Here is a 16927-nt window from a genome sequence, read left to right on the forward strand (position 1 = left end):
TTGTTAATGACTAAAACAGAATATATTGAGAAAAAAATAGAATACCTTTTTAAACCATTGTATGTTAAAGTGGCATTGGTATTAATGGTTGTTTCTTATTTCTACAATTTACCAGCTTTAACCTATAGTGCCATTGGGCAAAACGAATTACGACTATACGACTTAGCTGGTTTGGTTATTTTGTTTATAGTTTATAACAACCTAAAACTATTTACGGTTTACATAAAATCTAAATCGTATTTTAAATACCTTCATACGTTTATACTTTGGGCAGGATTTACCTTAGTTTTCAACTTAGTATTTAGTTTATATAAGGCTAGACCTTTGTGGTTTGTGCAAACCTGCCTGTATTATTACCATCTTTTAGTGTTCTTTTACACCGCAGTGCTTATGGCAATGTATTTAAGGAAACGATCGCGCTACAAATATGCTGCCAGTTTAATACTACTACTTGGCATAGCCGAAGCACTTCTTGTGTTTTCGCAGCATGCTGGTTTAGTGCCTTTTTTGTGGAACGAAGTTTATAATATGTCTTATGGCGGTTTTTTATCTGGAGCCTTAGGCCCTAATAAAATTAACCTGGGTATGAATATGCTTTTTTCATTCGTTTTTGCTACAGGGCTTATGCTTCAACCCCAATTAAAAGTAAATAAAGTACTTATAATAGTTACGTTGCTTACATCTTTAGCCACCATAGGTGTATCTGGTTCTAGAACTACGTATTTAGGGTTAATAGTGTTTATATGCTACCTTTTTGTATCTAGAACAAAAAAGTTTTTTGGTTTATCTGTAATTATATCAATTGGAGTTATAGTGGCCTTTTTTTTAAACTTAGAAGTGATAGAAACCATTACAACCACTGTTGAAAATAGAGTGGTAAATAAAGTAAGCGATCCGCGTTTGCTTACAGGAGAAAGTTTGGATGTTGTAGACCTATACGAAGATTTAGGATCAGGGCGAAAGGAGTTGTCTACACGTTATTTTTTCTATCTCTTAGAAAACCCATTAATTATTCCTTTAGGTATTGGTTTAAATAATAGGTTGTTAATACAGTTTTCAGCTCACAATATTTATTTAAGTTTAATTAATGAAGTAGGCTTAGTTGGGCTCTTTTTATATTTTAAGTGGTTATCTAATTACTTGTTCTTAAAATTTGGTCGAGCAACATCGTTAAAATCTGCACTTACAGGTTTGGTTTTGGCAATGATGGTGACTTTGTTTTTTGGTGAACATTTATATATTTACCGCTCGTTATTCACTATTTTAGGATACTTTTTGTTAATTGTGGTTATGCTTATTACACCACGTTATTATTTTTTAAATGCTCGAAAAAAGTAAAATAGCCGTAGTTATACCATATTACAACGCTGCCAAACACATAAAACATGTGGTTGGGAAACTTCCAGATTTTATTGATGCTATATACGTGGTAGACGATTGCAGCCCAGAGCCTTTGCCAAATGTTATAACGGAAAATACTAAAATAGTTATTATTAATAATAAAACTAATTTAGGTGTAGGAGGTGCTACAAAAGAGGGATTTAAAAAAGCAATAACCGATAGTATGGATATTGTTGTTAAGTTGGATGCCGATGACCAAATGGATACATCTTTTATACCGGCATTGGTAGAGCCATTAATGTCTAAAACTGCCGAATATGCCAAAGGGAATAGGTTTAGGGATTTTAAGTCTTTAAATAAAATGCCTTTTGTTAGAAAAGCAGGTAATTTAATACTTTCGTTTTTGGTTAAGGCAGCAACTGGATATTGGAATAATTTCGACCCTACCAATGGTTTTTTTGCCATTAATGTAAATACTTTAAAGCAATTAGAGTTTACTAATATTTCTAACAGGTATTATTTTGAAACTTCTTTAATAGCAGAGCTATATTTTCAGGAAGCGAGAATAAAAGATATATCTATGCCAGCTATTTATGGTGATGAAACATCCAGTATGAGTGTTTGGAAAATGCCTTTTGTGTTTTTACCCCGCTTATGTAAAACCTTTATAAAACGAATTGTAAAATCTTATTTTCTATACGATTTTAACATGTCCTCGGTATATCTGCTTCTGGGGATACCTTTGTTTTTGTTTGGTTTTACTTATGGATTGTACACTTGGTGGTTTTACAGTTCTAAAGCTATTTTTGCGCCAACAGGTACAATAATGTTGGTAACACTTACTATAATTCTAGGATTTCAATTATTGCTACAAGCTATACACTACGATATAACTAAAGCGCCTAAACCTGTAAAATGAAACCGCTAAATAAGCTAAGAATAGCGTTAGTACTCGTTTTAAATATCACTATTGCTATAGTGTATTATTTAGATAACTTAAATGCAAATTACAGTGAGCTATCTTCAGATATTCAAAATATTATTCCAGTAGCACAAAAATTTGATAATCCCAATTTATTTCAGGACGATTTATATGTAAACAATCTTAACAATGTAAAATATTATACACCGTTTTATGTGCAAACATTACGATGTATTGCAAAATTTACAGACTATAACTATGTACAAGCCATTAATGTTTTGGGGTTAATATGCCACTTACTTTTTGGAATTCTTTGGTTTTTTCTCTTATATAAATTTGTAAACAATTATTGGGTAGCGTTTTTTATATCTATTATTTTGAGAGGCGTAATATGGTTACCGGGACTAGAAATTTGGGGTATCTCAGATTTGTGGACCATCATGCCCAGAACGGTATATATTTCCTTAATGCCTATTCCCTTTTTGCTTATTTCCCAACAGTTTATAAAACTACTTTTTGGAGGGGTCTTAATAGGCCTTATATTTAATTTTCATCCTATTACAGGTTTAGGTGGTATTTTAATGTTTGTTACCTTGGTGGTACTGCTTTTATATTATTACCCTAAACTTAGAGAAAGGTTTTCAGTTCCTAAGTTATTATGTTTAATTTTAGCAATAGGTTTAGGAATATCGCCATTTATAATAACCTATTTTGGAAAAACATCTGTAGCGGTAACTTACGATTTAAATGCGTTTAACGAGGCTTTTAATGCTAGAATTCCAGAGTATTTTAAAAATCCATGGTTGTTCTTAAAACAGTGGTTTGGGTTTAAAACCCTATTTTTTATTATCCCATTGTTGCTATATGTTTTAATTGCTTTTAAGGAAAGAGGTATAGGTAAAAATGCTAAATTATTACTTGTTTTAACACTTATTCTTATTGCAATCCCAAGTTTAGCTATACCTTTAGAGCGTTTGGTTAATGGCGTTTTCAATACAAATTTAAGAATGTCTTTTCAGTTAATACGCATGCAAAAAGTGGCAATTATTCCATGTGTTTTTGCACTCGCATTTGTGTTAGATTATGTCTTTTCAAAAATTAAAACTCCTCATATATTACCAGCCGTTGTTTTTGTTTACGTGTGTATATTGGTATTTAGTAAAAGTGAAATGTTAAACAATGTACCCTTTTTTGGAGACGATATTTCTAAATCTATTTTGCCTCGTAGTTTAAGTGCTTTTGCACCAGAAGACAGAAAACCATTGGCCATAGATAAAATGGCAAAATACATTAAAGCCCATACCAAGACCACTGATGTTATTTGTGGAAGTCACGTGTTGCGAGGCGCTACCAAAAGATCTGTAATTTTTGATGGAAAAGGTGCTTCTATGCTTATTGAGGGTAACCCAAAGCGTTTTACGCAATGGCAAAAGCGCCAAAAAACAATCAATAATTTTACAACTATTGACGAGGTTATAAGTTACCTAAGGTATTATAATGCCGATTATTTTGTAACTACCAGTACTATTCCACAATGCGAACTAGTTCATTCTGAAGGAAAGCTTAAACTATATAAACTCTAGTTGAACATTTGAAAAATATTCTTTACATAGGAAACCAATTGGTAGATAAAAACAAAACGGTAACCACTATAGACACCTTAAGTATTTTGTTACAATCTGAAGGTTATCATCTAATAACGGCTTCCAATAAAAAAAATAAGATATTTAGGTTGTGCGATATGTTGTATCATATTATTAAACATAGAAATTCTGTAGATTATGTGTTAATAGATACTTACAGCACTACCAACTTTTACTATGCTTACTTATCTAGTGTATTGTGCACTTATTTCGGGCTAAAGTATATTCCCATTTTACATGGTGGCAATTTGCCTGAGCGGTTAAAAACTTCTCAAAAGCTATCGCGACAAATTTTTACAAAAGCCCATGTAAACGTTTCGCCTTCATTATATTTTATATCTTTTTTTGAAAACTTCGGATTTAAAAACATCATTAATATCCCTAATGTTATAGAGTTAAAAAACTATCATTTTAAAAAACGGCAAATAGATGATATTCACCTTTTTTGGGTACGTTCATTTTCAGAAGTATACCATCCAAAACTGGCTGTTAAACTACTTAAGTCAATACAAGATGATGGTTTTAAGGTTAGCTTGTGTATGGTAGGGCCAGAAAACGATGGTAGTTTGCAAAAAGTAAAAATGCTCGCTAAGAATTTAAATGTTAAAGTAGAATTTACAGGACGTTTATCTAAAGCAGAATGGCATGAAAAATCTAAAGCATTTAATGTATTTATTAATACTACAAATGTTGATAATATGCCCGTAAGTGTTATTGAAGCTATGGCTCTGGGTTTGCCTGTGGTTTCTACCAATGTGGGCGGATTACCTTTTTTAATAAAAAATAATGTGGATGGAATATTGGTGCCCCCAAATAATGTAAAAGCATTTAAAACTGCAATTTTAAGATTGAAAAACAACGAGTTGCTAGTAGACCAAATTACAACTAATGCAAGAAAAAAAGTGGAACAATTTGATTGGGAGGTTGTTAAACATAAATGGTTTTCTGTTCTTTCTTAACATTTTATAAATTTACTTGCTATATTTGGCTACACACTTAACTCTCACAAATGAATGCCTAAAAACAGTATACATTTTAATATTTCTGAACGGAAAATCTTGTTGAGAATTTTTGATGTTGTTGTTGTACTATTTTTGCTTTACGTAGTGGGCAATACGTTTCATTTTGACTATTTTACCATTACTAGATTAAACTGGAAATGGATACTTGTTTTGGTAGTGTATATTTCGGTTTTTGGGTCTATTTTCGAATTGTACGATTTACAAAAATCCAGTAAGCTAGATAGGGTATGGATTAATATTTTGCTCACCACATCTATTACCGTATTGTTTTATCTGCTAACACCTTTTTTAACACCTGTACTACCAGAAAACCGTTTACAGATTCTATATTTTTTTGTTTCAATTTTTGGAGCGCTTTTTATTTGGCGTTTTGCTTATATTACCTTTGTAACGTCCCCAAGATTCTATAAAAAAGCCCTTTTGGTTGGTGAAACCTCAAACATAACCACCATTATAAATACCTTTAATGATGCCGACCCCAATTATAAAATTGTAGGTTTTATAAATTGCGAAATTAATAAGGGAGAAAAAGTTAAGTTTAATGGACTAAAAGAATACCATCCTAAACAAATTTATCAGATTATAAAGGACGAAAATATTTCGGAGGTTGTTGTAGCAAGCTATAATTCTGAAAATATTACACCAGAGATTTACACCGATCTTATTACGCTTTTAGAAAGTGGTGTGCCTATTAAAGAATACACCCAAGTTTACGAAGAATTAACACAACGGGTTCCAGTACAATTTGTTGGAAAGGATTTTTACAAATATTTTCCGTTTAGTAGAAGTAATCAAAACAAAATGTATCTTTTTTTTCATCGTTTTTTCGATGTACTAATTTCTATAATTGGAATTTTAATTGGAGTGTTGTTTATACCATTAATTCTTTTAGGAAATCTTATTGCCAATAAAGGCCCACTGCTGTACACACAAGAGCGTATTGGTAAAAACGGAAATCTTTTTAGAATTATTAAATACCGTACCATGGTAGTAGATGCAGAAAAAAATGGTGCCGTTTGGGCTAAAAAAAATGATGCTAGAATTACACCCTTTGGAAAGTTTATGAGAAATACTAGAATTGATGAAATTCCGCAGTTTATTAATGTGCTTAAGGGTGAAATGAGCTTAATTGGCCCCAGACCAGAACGCCCTCACTTTGTTAGGGAATTATCGCAAGTATTACCATTTTACGAAACAAGGCACATTGTAAAGCCAGGACTAACGGGTTGGGCACAGGTTAAAACAAGATATGGAGCCTCTGTAGATGATAGTTTGTTAAAACTACAACACGATTTGTTTTATATTAAACACAGAAGTTTTGTGCTAGATGTAAACATTTTAGTAAAAACCCTTAGTACGGTTATCTTTTTTAGGGGGCAGTAGTAAACAAGAAGGCAGTATTTTATTGGTAGTATTCAGTGTAAAGTACCCAAGCTTCTATTAAAAAACACCTCCATCTGTAAATCTTTTGTGCGATTAAAATACACCTTCGTAGAATGGTAGGGTAACGTTATATTATAGTCTCCTAAGATGATAAATTAAAAATAAATACCTTGCAAATACTGCTGTAAGGAGGGGGATAAGTCCAATAGCAAAAACCTGTACGCCAGTTATCCAATGGAATACCATTAGGCACAATAAAATCACCAAAAACTTTAAATATTTATTAAGCCATTTGCTCATTTTAGTTTTAAAAATTTGAAATAGAATAATGAGGTTTAAGGGGTTTGCCCACAATAAGTTATAATTGTTATGGGTTGCCTCGTGGTCTGTTGCAAACCATAACAACAAAATAACAACGCCAGCTAAACCTGTAATTGTAAAAATAGCGATATCTAAAGTTTTAGTGCGTTTTTGTTGCTTGTAATCTTTATAGGTGATGTATATGATAAGTATACCGATGAGACTGAAAATAAATAGCGGACTAGTAATAAAGTTTGAACTTGTAGGTACAGGTTTTGCAGCATAAAGCGTACTGCTACTTTTTATTAAAGGGGTTTTCTCAGTTCCTTTTGTAGCATTTTTAAAAAAACTGTGTGTGTTTTTAGGTAAAAACATATGCTGTTCTGGAGTAGCCGTTTGGTCTATTACAGCACCTAAGGCTAAATCTATACCTAAACTTCCCCAAGAATTTTTATTTAAATTGTCTTGAATAAGAGTTCTAAACGTAGCTTCTTCGTAATCTTCAGGAATATTAAACTGTATTGTATTATTACATGTAATATTTGCTACATCTTTAATTTTAGTTGCACAATTATCAAAAAAGAAATCATAGAGATAGCGTCTGTTTTCTGGTTTATAGTTTTCAATTAGAGCATCAAAAAGCTTTTGTTTTTCAGCCTTAGATAGGTTTAAAGTTTGTTGTTTAATAGTTCTATTCTGTTCAGTATAAACATTGTAGAAGTCATCAAATCGGTTTAAACCAATTAAATAATTAAGCTTTCCTTGTGCAAATTTTAGTATAAAATTAGGGGCTTCAAAATCGTAAACACCATAATTAAATACCAAATCAAAACCTTTTTCTTCATCTTTAATACGAAATGCACTATGGCCAAAAGCATCATTTAGAGATGTTCCGGGGCCAATGGTTAATACGCTAACATCAGCGCCATCAGAAAGTTGCTGTTGTGCACCAACGAATATGGAAAATAATAAGAAAAATAACAATAATACTCTTTGCATTATCTAAAGATACTAAAATCAAGTTTTAACGAAAATACGTTGGAATAGAGTGCTACGCTTTGGTCTCCAATATCAGTAAAAGCATAATCTATTTGCACTCCATTATATTTAAAACCAACACCAAAGCTAGGTTGAAAACTTAGTTGCTCAGTGTTATCTATTTGTAATTCGTTTTGAAAATTACCAACACCACCGCGTAAATATACCATGTCTACATAACCAAACTCAAAGCCCAGAGCAGGATTTATGCTTGCAAAAGAGGACGAGATAATATCGTTATTTTCAGCAAAACGTACATTTAAGTTGGCTGAAGTTAACAGCGTGTAGTCGTAATTAAATGTTAGTAATTTAGAAATGCCAATTTGTAATTTGGGGATGGTAATTTCGGTAGTTTCAGGTAGTTCTTGGTTTTGCCCTTCTACAGCATTACTAATGGTTGCAAATTGTTCCTCGTCTATAGCCCAAGCGTTAAACGTAGTTGTAATGTCTCTAGCCATTACACCAAATTTCCAGTTGTTTTGTGTTTCAAACTGTACGCCAAAATCTAAGCCAAAACCCCAAGATGAGGCAAAGTCTCCAATAATTCTGCGAATTACTTTTGCATTTACACCGTAATTAAGTCCTTGGACGGGAAGCTTTCTGGCATACGAAAAAGTTAAGCCGTAATCGGCAGTGGAGAACAAACTAATTCTATCGTAATTGATATTGCCTTGTTCGTCAATAAGTTGTGTTGTGTTTAAAATATCATCAACAGCAAATCTAATTAACGAAATACCAACTGCGCTTCTATCATCTAAAGGCATTGCAAATGCAGCATAGTCGTAGTTAGCAATATTTGCAAAATAGCTTGAGTGCATTAAAGCTAATTGATTATCTTCTATATGTACCAAACCAGCAGGATTCCAATAGGCAGCATTTACATCATTAGAGTGCGCAGTAACAGCACTACTCATACCTAAAGCAGCAGCATCTACACCAATATTCATAAACTCATTAGAATATTTTCTAACGGTTTGGCTAAAGGTGAACAGCGTTATTAAGCTAAATAATGCGGTAGTGTAATGTTTCAATCGCAATTTTTTTACAAAGATGCACATAATACCAGTTTTATCATAAAATATAATGCCGAAAACATAGTTTTGTGTGCTCTCATATAACGTTAAACTATTTTATTTGTTGCTTATATGCTTCAAATTTTAGCAGATATTGTTTAATAGTTGCATGTAACAAAAATTGTTTGTTATTTTTACAAAAATATTACTTTACATGAAGCGATACATACCTAATGCACTTACTCTTCTTAATTTATTGTGTGGTTGTATTGCAGTGCTTTTTACTGTTAACGATAATTTTATTTCAGCGGCAATATTTGTGTTTCTTGGTATATTCTTTGATTTTTTTGATGGATTTGCAGCTAGACAACTAAATGCACAAGGCGAACTGGGTTTGCAATTAGATTCTTTAGCAGATGTTGTAACTAGTGGTTTGGTTCCAGGCATTGTAATGTTTAAGCTTTTGGGTTTAACAGAACTTGGATGGACGGATAGTAGTTATAACAATTTTCAAATATCGTTATATGAACTAACAGGTGGTGGATATTTGCCATTTTTGGGTTTAGCAATTACTCTGGCTTCAGCTTACAGATTAGCCAAGTTTAATATAGATACAGAACAACAAAGTTTTTTTAAGGGGTTACCAACACCTGCTAACGCTTTGTTGGTTATTTCCTTGCCATTAATACTAAAATTTCAGAATAACGATTTTATAAACCAAATAATTTTAAACAAATGGTTTTTAATAGGTTTTACCATATTTAGTTGCTGGATTTTAACATCAAACATTAAACTCTTTGCATTAAAATTTAAAACATATGGTTTTAAGGCTAATGCAACACGCTATATTTTTATAATTTTATGTTTGGTAATGCTGGTTACACTACATTTTGCAGCTATCCCTATTATTATCTTACTTTACATTGTAATGTCGCTTTTAGATAATTTAACTTAAAAAAAAATTAGAACAATATGGCTTCAGGTTTTTTTGCGTTGTTAGATGATATAGCTGCCTTAATGGACGATGTAGTGGTAATGAGCAAAATTTCTACAAAAAAAACTGCGGGAATTTTAGGTGATGATTTAGCTGTTAATGCAGAAAAAGCTACAGGTTTCGTGGCTTCTAGAGAGTTACCAGTTTTGTTGGCTATAACAAAAGGATCTGCACTTAATAAATTAATAATACTACCAATTGCTTTTTTACTTAGTGCTTTTGCGCCATGGGCTATAACATTGGCTTTAATTCTTGGCGCAATTTATTTAGCTTTTGAAGGTGCTGAGAAAATATACGAGTTTTTTGTGCCTCATGCTCATGAAACAGATAATGGAATAGATTTAAAAACAGAACTTACTGATGAAGAAAGGGTTGTGGCTGAAAAAATGAAAATAAAGTCGGCCATTTTTACCGATTTTATTTTGTCTGTTGAAATAGTGATAATTGCTTTGGGTACTGTTTTAGGAGAACCTATACTATTTCAAATACTAGTAGTTTCTATTGTTTGCATTATAGCTACAGTTGGGGTTTACGGTATTGTGGCACTTATTGTGAGAATGGATGATTTTGGCTATAGGCTGGTGCGTTTTAGTAAAAAAGAAAAGAGTATTTCTAAATATATAGGTAACTTTTTAATTAGGGCATTACCAGTGGTTATTAAAAGTTTAGCCGTTATAGGTACTATTGCATTAATTTTGGTAGCTGGGGGTATTTTTATTCATAATGTAGAATATATTCATCATGCCACCGAAGATATAAACTTACCTTCAATACTTATAGAGTTTATTGTTGGCTTAATTGTAGGCTTTTTAGCCTTAATAGTCATTAAAACATTTAAGTTTCTGCTTAAAAAAATTAAACGGCATAAGTAGTAGAATTAATTTCGAATTTACTTTTTACAAAATTAAAATTGTTTAATTCTATCATTCCTCCGAAAACAGGAATGACAGGAACGATTTAAGGAAAAAAAGGTGTTTTATTCTCTGATCTTCTTTTTACGCAACTCAAAATTCTGACCGAGATAAACCTTACGTACCATAGCATCATTGGCTAATTCTTCGGGTTCCCCAGCTTTAAGAATACTACCTTCAAACATTAAATACGTTCTGTCGGTAATGGCTAGCGTTTCTTGTACATTATGGTCGGTTATTAAAATACCAATATTTTTTTTGGTGAGTTGTGCCACGATACGTTGAATATCTTCCACCGCAACAGGGTCTACACCAGCAAAGGGTTCGTCTAAGAGAATAAAATTAGGGTCGGTAGCCAAAGCCCGTGCTATTTCTGTGCGGCGACGCTCTCCACCAGATAATAAATCGCCACGATTTTTACGGATATGACCTAAACCAAACTCTTCTATTAACGATTCCATTTTCATGCGTTGCTCCTTCTTACTTAATTTAGTAAGTTGCAGTACACTTAAAATATTGTCTTCAATACTTAATTTTCTAAATACAGAAGCTTCTTGAGCCAAATATCCAATACCATTTTGTGCGCGTTTGTACATGGGGTACTTTGTAATTTCGGTATTGTCTAGGTAAATATGTCCACCGTTTGGTTTTATCAAACCTACAATCATATAAAAAGAAGTGGTTTTACCAGCACCATTAGGTCCTAACAAACCTACAATTTCTCCTTGGTTTACTTCCAAAGAAACATCTTTTACTACTTTTCGTCCGCTGTAGGACTTCATTAAATTTTCGGCTCTTAAAATCATACTTGCAATAACGTAAATTTTATTTATTTATTGGCTTCCAGGGCATCCCAAAATTCGTAAGCACGACGTAAATGTGGAATAACTATGGTGCCACCCACCAAAGTTGCTATGCTTAAAGCCTCTACAACTTCTTCTTTTTTTAATCCAAGATTGTAGCTGGTTTCTAAATGGTATTTCACACAATCATCACATCGCAATACGGCAGATGCTACCAAACCAAGGAGTTCTTTTGTTTTTACATCTAAGGCACCATCTGTATAGGCGTTGGTATCTAAATTAAAAATACGTTTTATGATTTTATTGTTGTCTGCTAAAATCTTATCGTTCATTTTGGTACGATACGTATTGAATTCTTCTACTGAATTAGGCATGTGTTTTTACTTTTTTACGTTGACCTTTTATAACTAGTTTAGAAATATAAATACTTACTTGGTATAGCACCAATATTGGAATTGCAACAATAATTTGACTTGCAATATCTGGAGGGGTTATTATAGCAGAAAGTATTAAAACTATTACTAGGGCATATTTTCTGTATTTACGTAAAAACTCTGGTGTTACCAATCCTACTTTAGTTAAAAAATAGATGATGATTGGTAGTTCGAAAATTAAACCAGAAGCTAAAACCGAAGCTCTTACTAGGCCTATATATGAACTTATATCTATTTGATTATCTACTTTGGCAGAAATACTATAATTAGCCAAAAAGTTGATGGAAAGTGGGCAAACAATGTAATATCCAAAAAGTACACCTAAGAAAAATAAGAAGGATGAAATTATTATAAAACCTCTGGAATGTTTGCGTTCTTTTTGATGCATTGCAGGACTTATAAAACGCCACAATTCAAAAATTACGTAAGGAAATGCTATGATAAATCCCCCAAGAACTGCTGTCCAAATATCGGCAGAAAATTGTCCTGCCATGGTTCTGTTCTGTAAAATAAGTGGAATTTTTTCGCCACAAAACGTAGTTTCTACGTTAATAAAATTGGCGGTTTTACATAAAAAATCGTACGTTGGAAAACTCATTTCTAGCGGTGCAAAAATAATTTCATCAAAAATAAATCTGCTAGAGAGAAATGCTATTGTGCCAACAATTACTATGGCTACTACAATTCTTATTAAGTGCCAGCGTAGTTCTTCAAGATGGTCTAAAAAAGACATCTCATTTACATCTTTTTTTGCCATTATATAATACCTTCTTTTACTAAATCGTGTAAATGAATAACACCAGCATATTTACCATTGTCTTCAACCAGCAATTGTGTTATTCCAAAATCTTCCATTAATTCTTTTGCATCTACTGCCATGGCTTCAGGAGAAATTCTTTTAGGATTTTCACTCATAATGTCCTTGGCTGTTAACGACGAGAAATCATCGGTTTTACTTAGCATTCTACGTAAATCACCATCAGTAATTACACCTATAATTTTATCGTTTTCAATTACTGCCGTAACGCCAAGAAGTTTTTCAGATATTTCTACAATTACTTCTTTTATACTAGCGTTGGCATCTACTTGGGGTCTTTGGTTTACCGAAGAAATATTGTGTACTCTTAAATACAGCTTTTTACCTAAAGAGCCACCAGGGTGGTATTTAGCAAAGTCTTTACTAGAAAATCCGCGTTTTTCTAATAAGCAAATTGCAAGGGCATCACCTATAACTAATTGCGCTGTTGTACTCGTGGTTGGTGCTAAATTATTTGGGCATGCTTCTTTTTCTACATAAGCATTTAATACAAAATCGGCCTGTAGACCCAAAAAAGAATCTTTGTTGCCGGTTATTGCAATCATTTTGTTGTGCGCGCTTTTAATCAAGGGCACCAATACTTTAATTTCGGGAGTGTTACCACTTTTAGAAATACAGATTACAACATCGTCTTCTAATATTAACCCTAAATCGCCATGAATAGCATCGGCAGCATGCATAAAAATGGCTGGCGTACCTGTAGAATTTAAAGTTGCCACAATTTTACTAGCAATTATGGCACTTTTACCAATACCAGTAATCACCACACGCCCTTTAGAGTTATAAATAAGGTTTACAGCATCAGCAAAATTATCATCAATTAGAGTTGATAAGTGTAAAATGGCCTTAGCCTCCATTTCTACAGTTTGTTTTGCCACATTAATAATTTCTGCTTTACTATTCAAAATTTATAAGTTTTATAGTATTGTACTCAATTAAAGATTTTGTTATCTTTATCAGTAGCCAATTTAAAATTTTATTGTAAATTCAAATTTCGTTACAAAACTAACGAAAAAAAGAATGAGGGCTCTCCATATCCATTGCTAAAATTAATAGTTTGTAACAGCAAGGTATGATAATTAATTAGTTAACAAATTTTACAAGTTTTATGTCTATTGCAAAAGTTGATTTGCACGATGCACTAAAAAAGTATTTCGGGTTTAATAAATTTAAAGGACTCCAAGAAGGAGTAGTAAAAAGTATTTTAGAAGGCAATCACACCTTTGTGATAATGCCTACTGGAGGTGGTAAATCGCTTTGTTACCAATTACCAGCTTTAATGCAAGAAGGTACAGCCATTGTAGTGTCACCGCTTATCGCGTTAATGAAGAATCAAGTAGACGCAATAAGAGGTCTTTCAAATGAAGATGGTATTGCACACGTTTTAAATTCTTCTCTTAATAAAACCGAAATAAAACGTGTAAAGGAAGATATTACTAACGGTGTTACAAAATTACTATACGTTGCACCAGAATCTTTAACCAAAGAAGAGAATGTTGAATTTTTGCGTACAGTAAAAATTTCGTTTATGGCCATTGATGAGGCTCACTGTATCAGCGAATGGGGGCACGATTTTAGGCCAGAATACCGAAACCTAAGACATATTATTGGGAGAATTGGCGATGATATTCCAATTATAGGTTTAACAGCCACAGCTACCCCAAAAGTACAGGAAGATATTATTAAAAATTTAGGAATTTCTGGGGCTACCACATTTAAGGCGTCTTTTAACAGGCCAAATTTGTTTTACGAAGTACGCCCAAAAACCAAAACTGTAGATGTTGATATTATTCGGTTTATAAAACAAAATGAAGGAAAATCTGGTATTGTATATTGTTTAAGTAGAAAACGTGTAGAAGAGTTAGCACAAGTTCTACAAGTAAATGGCGTTAAAGCGGTGCCTTACCATGCAGGTTTAGATGCCAAAACTAGATCTAGCCATCAAGACATGTTTTTAATGGAAGATGTAGATGTTGTTGTGGCAACCATTGCCTTTGGTATGGGTATAGACAAACCAGATGTACGCTTTGTTATACATCACGATATTCCTAAAAGTATAGAGAGTTATTACCAAGAAACAGGGCGTGCAGGAAGAGATGGGGGCGAAGGCCACTGTTTAGCCTATTATGCTTATAAGGATATTGAAAAGCTTGAAAAATTTATGTCTGGCAAGCCAGTTGCAGAACAAGAAATTGGGCACGCTTTATTACAAGAAGTTGTTGCTTTTGCAGAAACCTCTATTTCTAGGCGAAAATTTATTCTTCATTATTTTGGTGAGGAATTTGATAACGAAACAGGTGAAGGTGGCGATATGGATGATAACGTTCGTAACCCTAAAAAGAAAACCGAAGCTAAAGATAATGCCAAAATTCTTTTAGATATTGTAAAAGGTACCAATGCAAAGTATAAATCTAAAGATTTAGTAAACGTAATAATTGGTAAAGAAAATGCGCTAATTAATTCTCATAAAACAAATGAGCAACCGTTCTTTGGAAAAGGAAAGCACGAAGAGGCTACCTACTGGATGGCTTTATTGAGACAATTGTTAGTGGCTGGTTATTTAAGAAAAGACATAGAGACGTATGGCGTTATAAAACTAAACCCAGAAGGAGAGGATTTTATTAAAAATCCTAAATCCTTTATGATGACCGAAGACCATGTGTTTGATAGCAATGACGACGCAGGTATTATTACCGCTGAAAAAGGTGGCGGTGGTGTTGCCGATGAAAAATTAATGGAAATGCTTAAAGATTTGCGCAAAAAGAATGCAAAAAAGCTAGGTGTGCCTCCATTTGTTATTTTTCAAGACCCATCGTTAGAGGATATGGCATTAAAATATCCTATTAACCTTACAGAACTAAGTAACGTTCATGGTGTGGGTGATGGAAAGGCAAAAAAGTATGGTAAAGACTTTGTTGCACTTATTGCAAACTATGTTGAGGAAAACGATATTGTTCGACCAGACGATCTTGTTGTAAAATCTACAGGAAGTAACTCTGCAAACAAGTTATATATTATCCAAAACGTTGATAGAAAACTACCGCTAGACGATATAGCATCTTCTAAAGGCATGTCTATGGAAGAGTTTATTAAAGAAATGGAAGCTATTGTGTTTTCTGGAACTAAGTTAAATATAGATTATTGGATTGAGGAAATTCTAGACGAAGATCAGCAAGAAGAAATTCACGACTATTTTATGGAGTCTGAAACTGATAGTATACAAGAAGCCATAGAAGAATTTGATGGTGATTACGACGATGAGGAACTACGTTTGTATAGAATAAAGTTTATTAGTGAAGTGGCTAATTAAAAATACGTTTTAAGAATTTTACTCACCGAGCCATAATACGAATTGCCAAACATATTTAAATGCACCAGTAAATAGTAAAGTTGATATAGTACAACTCTATCTTTTGTGTTTGCATTAATATGGAAATTACATTGGTATGCCTCGTAAAAACTGCTATTAAAACCACCAAATAATTTACTCATGGCAATATCAACTTCGTTATGCCCGTAGTACACTGCAGGGTCAATTAAATAAGGTTCGCCGTTTTTTGAAATTAAGTAATTGCCGCTCCATAAATCACCGTGAAGTAGGCTAGGTTTAATATCTTCAAAATACGACTGTAACTTGGTTGTTATATGCTCTGCAACAGGACATTCTTTTTTAGAAAGCAGATGTTTTTGTTGTGCTAGTTGCAATTGCGGTAGTAAACGTTCAAACGTATAAAAATCTACCCAAGACTTATGTTTTGTGTTGCTCTGGGGTAAACGTCCAATAAAATTATCTTCATCTAAGCCAAAATTTTCAGAAGTGCATTGGTGTAAATTGGCTAGTTGATGACCTAGGTTTTCAAAATCTTTTTCTGAAGGGACTTTCGACTCGATAAATTCAAGAAGTAAAAATGAAGCACCTTCAAATATATCGCAAGCCAATACTTTTGGAGTTTTTATGGTTTTGGTCTTTTCAATCAGTCGTAGTCCTTTAGCTTCTAATTGAAACATTTTTAATGCATCAGCAGTAGTGTTTAGTTTTAAAAAGTAAGTATTACTAATAGTTTCAATGTTGTATGCTTTTGAAATATCGCCACCTGAAATAGAAGATACTTTGGTGATGGTTTCGGTTATAAAATTCGAGAGGTATTTTTTTAAATTACTTGTCATTACGTTTTATTATCTATTTCGTTTGTAATGGTTCTACACAATCACATTATAAAACCCTTCTGTTTTTACAATATGTAAATTCTAAAGGGTTTGGGAGCACATGAAACAAAAGGACATCATCACAAAAAAACAATGGGAA

At 32.9% G+C, this 16927-nt stretch carries 15 protein-coding genes; 8 read left to right on the top strand and 7 right to left on the bottom strand.

Going from position 1 to position 16927, the window contains the following annotated elements:
• Positions 1 to 6: 6 nt before the first annotated feature.
• Genes CLV33_RS12265 through CLV33_RS12285 form a run of 5 tightly spaced genes read left to right on the top strand, consistent with a single transcriptional unit; the run spans position 7 to position 6311 of the window.
• A complete protein-coding gene (locus CLV33_RS12265; RefSeq protein WP_105474167.1) occupies positions 7 to 1338 on the top strand; it encodes an O-antigen ligase family protein in 1332 nt (443 codons plus the stop codon).
• The gene (locus tag CLV33_RS12270; protein ID WP_105474168.1) at positions 1322 to 2260 is read left to right on the top strand and encodes a glycosyltransferase family 2 protein; all 939 of its coding nucleotides are present in this window, start codon (positions 1322 to 1324) and stop codon (positions 2258 to 2260) included. Before CLV33_RS12265 ends, CLV33_RS12270 begins: the two co-directional genes overlap by 17 nt.
• The gene (locus CLV33_RS12275) at positions 2257 to 3846 is read left to right on the top strand and encodes a hypothetical protein (protein WP_105474169.1); all 1590 of its coding nucleotides are present in this window, start codon (positions 2257 to 2259) and stop codon (positions 3844 to 3846) included. Before CLV33_RS12270 ends, CLV33_RS12275 begins: the two co-directional genes overlap by 4 nt.
• Before the next feature lie 8 nt (positions 3847 to 3854).
• Entirely contained in the window at positions 3855 to 4865 is a 1011-nt protein-coding gene (locus CLV33_RS12280; RefSeq protein WP_105474170.1) for a glycosyltransferase family 4 protein, read from the top strand.
• Positions 4866 to 4919: 54 nt separating this feature from the next.
• Positions 4920 to 6311: an exopolysaccharide biosynthesis polyprenyl glycosylphosphotransferase gene (locus CLV33_RS12285; protein ID WP_105474171.1), complete on the top strand. Its 1392-nt coding sequence runs from the start codon at positions 4920 to 4922 to the stop codon at positions 6309 to 6311.
• 132 nt (positions 6312 to 6443) lie between these two features.
• Here the strand turns inward: CLV33_RS12285 and CLV33_RS12290 are convergent, their stop codons facing one another.
• Together CLV33_RS12290 and CLV33_RS12295 are read right to left on the bottom strand one after the other, a co-directional pair.
• Positions 6444 to 7610, bottom strand: coding sequence for a lipoprotein N-acyltransferase Lnb domain-containing protein (locus CLV33_RS12290; protein ID WP_105474172.1), 1167 nt, complete (start codon positions 7608 to 7610; stop codon positions 6444 to 6446).
• Positions 7610 to 8680: a putative type IX sorting system protein PorV2 gene (locus tag CLV33_RS12295; RefSeq protein WP_235420527.1), complete on the bottom strand. Its 1071-nt coding sequence runs from the start codon at positions 8678 to 8680 to the stop codon at positions 7610 to 7612. The genes CLV33_RS12290 and CLV33_RS12295 overlap by 1 nt, the downstream gene beginning before the upstream one ends.
• Before the next feature lie 196 nt (positions 8681 to 8876).
• Between CLV33_RS12295 and CLV33_RS12300 the strand changes: the two genes are divergently transcribed.
• Positions 8877 to 9617: a CDP-alcohol phosphatidyltransferase family protein gene (locus CLV33_RS12300; RefSeq protein ID WP_105474173.1), complete on the top strand. Its 741-nt coding sequence runs from the start codon at positions 8877 to 8879 to the stop codon at positions 9615 to 9617.
• A gap of 17 nt (positions 9618 to 9634) precedes the next feature.
• Positions 9635 to 10528 carry a DUF808 domain-containing protein gene (locus CLV33_RS12305; RefSeq protein WP_105474174.1) on the top strand — a complete coding sequence of 298 codons (894 nt, stop codon included), beginning with the start codon at positions 9635 to 9637 and terminating at the stop codon, positions 10526 to 10528.
• A 104-nt stretch (positions 10529 to 10632) separates the two neighbouring features.
• Here the strand turns inward: CLV33_RS12305 and lptB are convergent, their stop codons facing one another.
• From lptB to CLV33_RS12325, 4 genes are read right to left on the bottom strand one after another with little or no spacing between them, the layout of a single operon-like run.
• Positions 10633 to 11373, bottom strand: coding sequence for an LPS export ABC transporter ATP-binding protein (gene lptB, locus CLV33_RS12310; protein ID WP_042244217.1), 741 nt, complete (start codon positions 11371 to 11373; stop codon positions 10633 to 10635).
• 23 nt (positions 11374 to 11396) lie between these two features.
• Entirely contained in the window at positions 11397 to 11744 is a 348-nt protein-coding gene (locus tag CLV33_RS12315; protein WP_105474175.1) for a carboxymuconolactone decarboxylase family protein, read from the bottom strand.
• Positions 11737 to 12561, bottom strand: coding sequence for a twin-arginine translocase subunit TatC (tatC, locus tag CLV33_RS12320; protein ID WP_105474176.1), 825 nt, complete (start codon positions 12559 to 12561; stop codon positions 11737 to 11739). The genes CLV33_RS12315 and tatC overlap by 8 nt, the downstream gene beginning before the upstream one ends.
• Positions 12561 to 13478 (bottom strand): KpsF/GutQ family sugar-phosphate isomerase, encoded by a 918-nt coding sequence (locus CLV33_RS12325; RefSeq protein ID WP_394340405.1) that lies wholly within the window; start codon positions 13476 to 13478, stop codon positions 12561 to 12563. The genes tatC and CLV33_RS12325 overlap by 1 nt, the downstream gene beginning before the upstream one ends.
• A gap of 251 nt (positions 13479 to 13729) precedes the next feature.
• Here CLV33_RS12325 and CLV33_RS12330 point away from each other — a divergent pair, with 251 nt between their 5' ends.
• A complete protein-coding gene (locus CLV33_RS12330; protein ID WP_105474178.1) occupies positions 13730 to 15931 on the top strand; it encodes an ATP-dependent DNA helicase RecQ in 2202 nt (733 codons plus the stop codon).
• Here CLV33_RS12330 and CLV33_RS12335 read toward each other — a convergent pair.
• Positions 15928 to 16788 carry a fructosamine kinase family protein gene (locus CLV33_RS12335; RefSeq protein WP_105474179.1) on the bottom strand — a complete coding sequence of 287 codons (861 nt, stop codon included), beginning with the start codon at positions 16786 to 16788 and terminating at the stop codon, positions 15928 to 15930. The genes CLV33_RS12330 and CLV33_RS12335 overlap by 4 nt on opposite strands.
• Positions 16789 to 16927 lie beyond the last annotated feature (139 nt).

This window comes from Jejuia pallidilutea (genome assembly GCF_002973595.1).
Taxonomy (GTDB): domain Bacteria; phylum Bacteroidota; class Bacteroidia; order Flavobacteriales; family Flavobacteriaceae; genus Jejuia; species Jejuia pallidilutea.

Excerpts from the sequence above, each read along its gene's own strand:
- CLV33_RS12265 (WP_105474167.1), top strand. The coding sequence starts at position 7 with ATGACTAAAACAGAATATATTGAGAAAAAAATAGAATACCTTTTTAAA.
- CLV33_RS12270 (WP_105474168.1), top strand. The coding sequence starts at position 1,322 with ATGCTCGAAAAAAGTAAAATAGCCGTAGTTATACCATATTACAACGCT.
- CLV33_RS12275 (WP_105474169.1), top strand. The coding sequence starts at position 2,257 with ATGAAACCGCTAAATAAGCTAAGAATAGCGTTAGTACTCGTTTTAAAT.
- CLV33_RS12285 (WP_105474171.1), top strand. The coding sequence starts at position 4,920 with ATGCCTAAAAACAGTATACATTTTAATATTTCTGAACGGAAAATCTTG.
- CLV33_RS12290 (WP_105474172.1), bottom strand. The coding sequence starts at position 7,610 with ATGCAAAGAGTATTATTGTTATTTTTCTTATTATTTTCCATATTCGTT.
- CLV33_RS12300 (WP_105474173.1), top strand. The coding sequence starts at position 8,877 with ATGAAGCGATACATACCTAATGCACTTACTCTTCTTAATTTATTGTGT.
- CLV33_RS12305 (WP_105474174.1), top strand. The coding sequence starts at position 9,635 with ATGGCTTCAGGTTTTTTTGCGTTGTTAGATGATATAGCTGCCTTAATG.
- lptB (WP_042244217.1), bottom strand. The coding sequence starts at position 11,373 with ATGATTTTAAGAGCCGAAAATTTAATGAAGTCCTACAGCGGACGAAAA.
- CLV33_RS12315 (WP_105474175.1), bottom strand. The coding sequence starts at position 11,744 with ATGCCTAATTCAGTAGAAGAATTCAATACGTATCGTACCAAAATGAAC.
- tatC (WP_105474176.1), bottom strand. The coding sequence starts at position 12,561 with ATGGCAAAAAAAGATGTAAATGAGATGTCTTTTTTAGACCATCTTGAA.
- CLV33_RS12325 (WP_394340405.1), bottom strand. The coding sequence starts at position 13,478 with ATGGAGGCTAAGGCCATTTTACACTTATCAACTCTAATTGATGATAAT.
- CLV33_RS12330 (WP_105474178.1), top strand. The coding sequence starts at position 13,730 with ATGTCTATTGCAAAAGTTGATTTGCACGATGCACTAAAAAAGTATTTC.
- CLV33_RS12335 (WP_105474179.1), bottom strand. The coding sequence starts at position 16,788 with ATGACAAGTAATTTAAAAAAATACCTCTCGAATTTTATAACCGAAACC.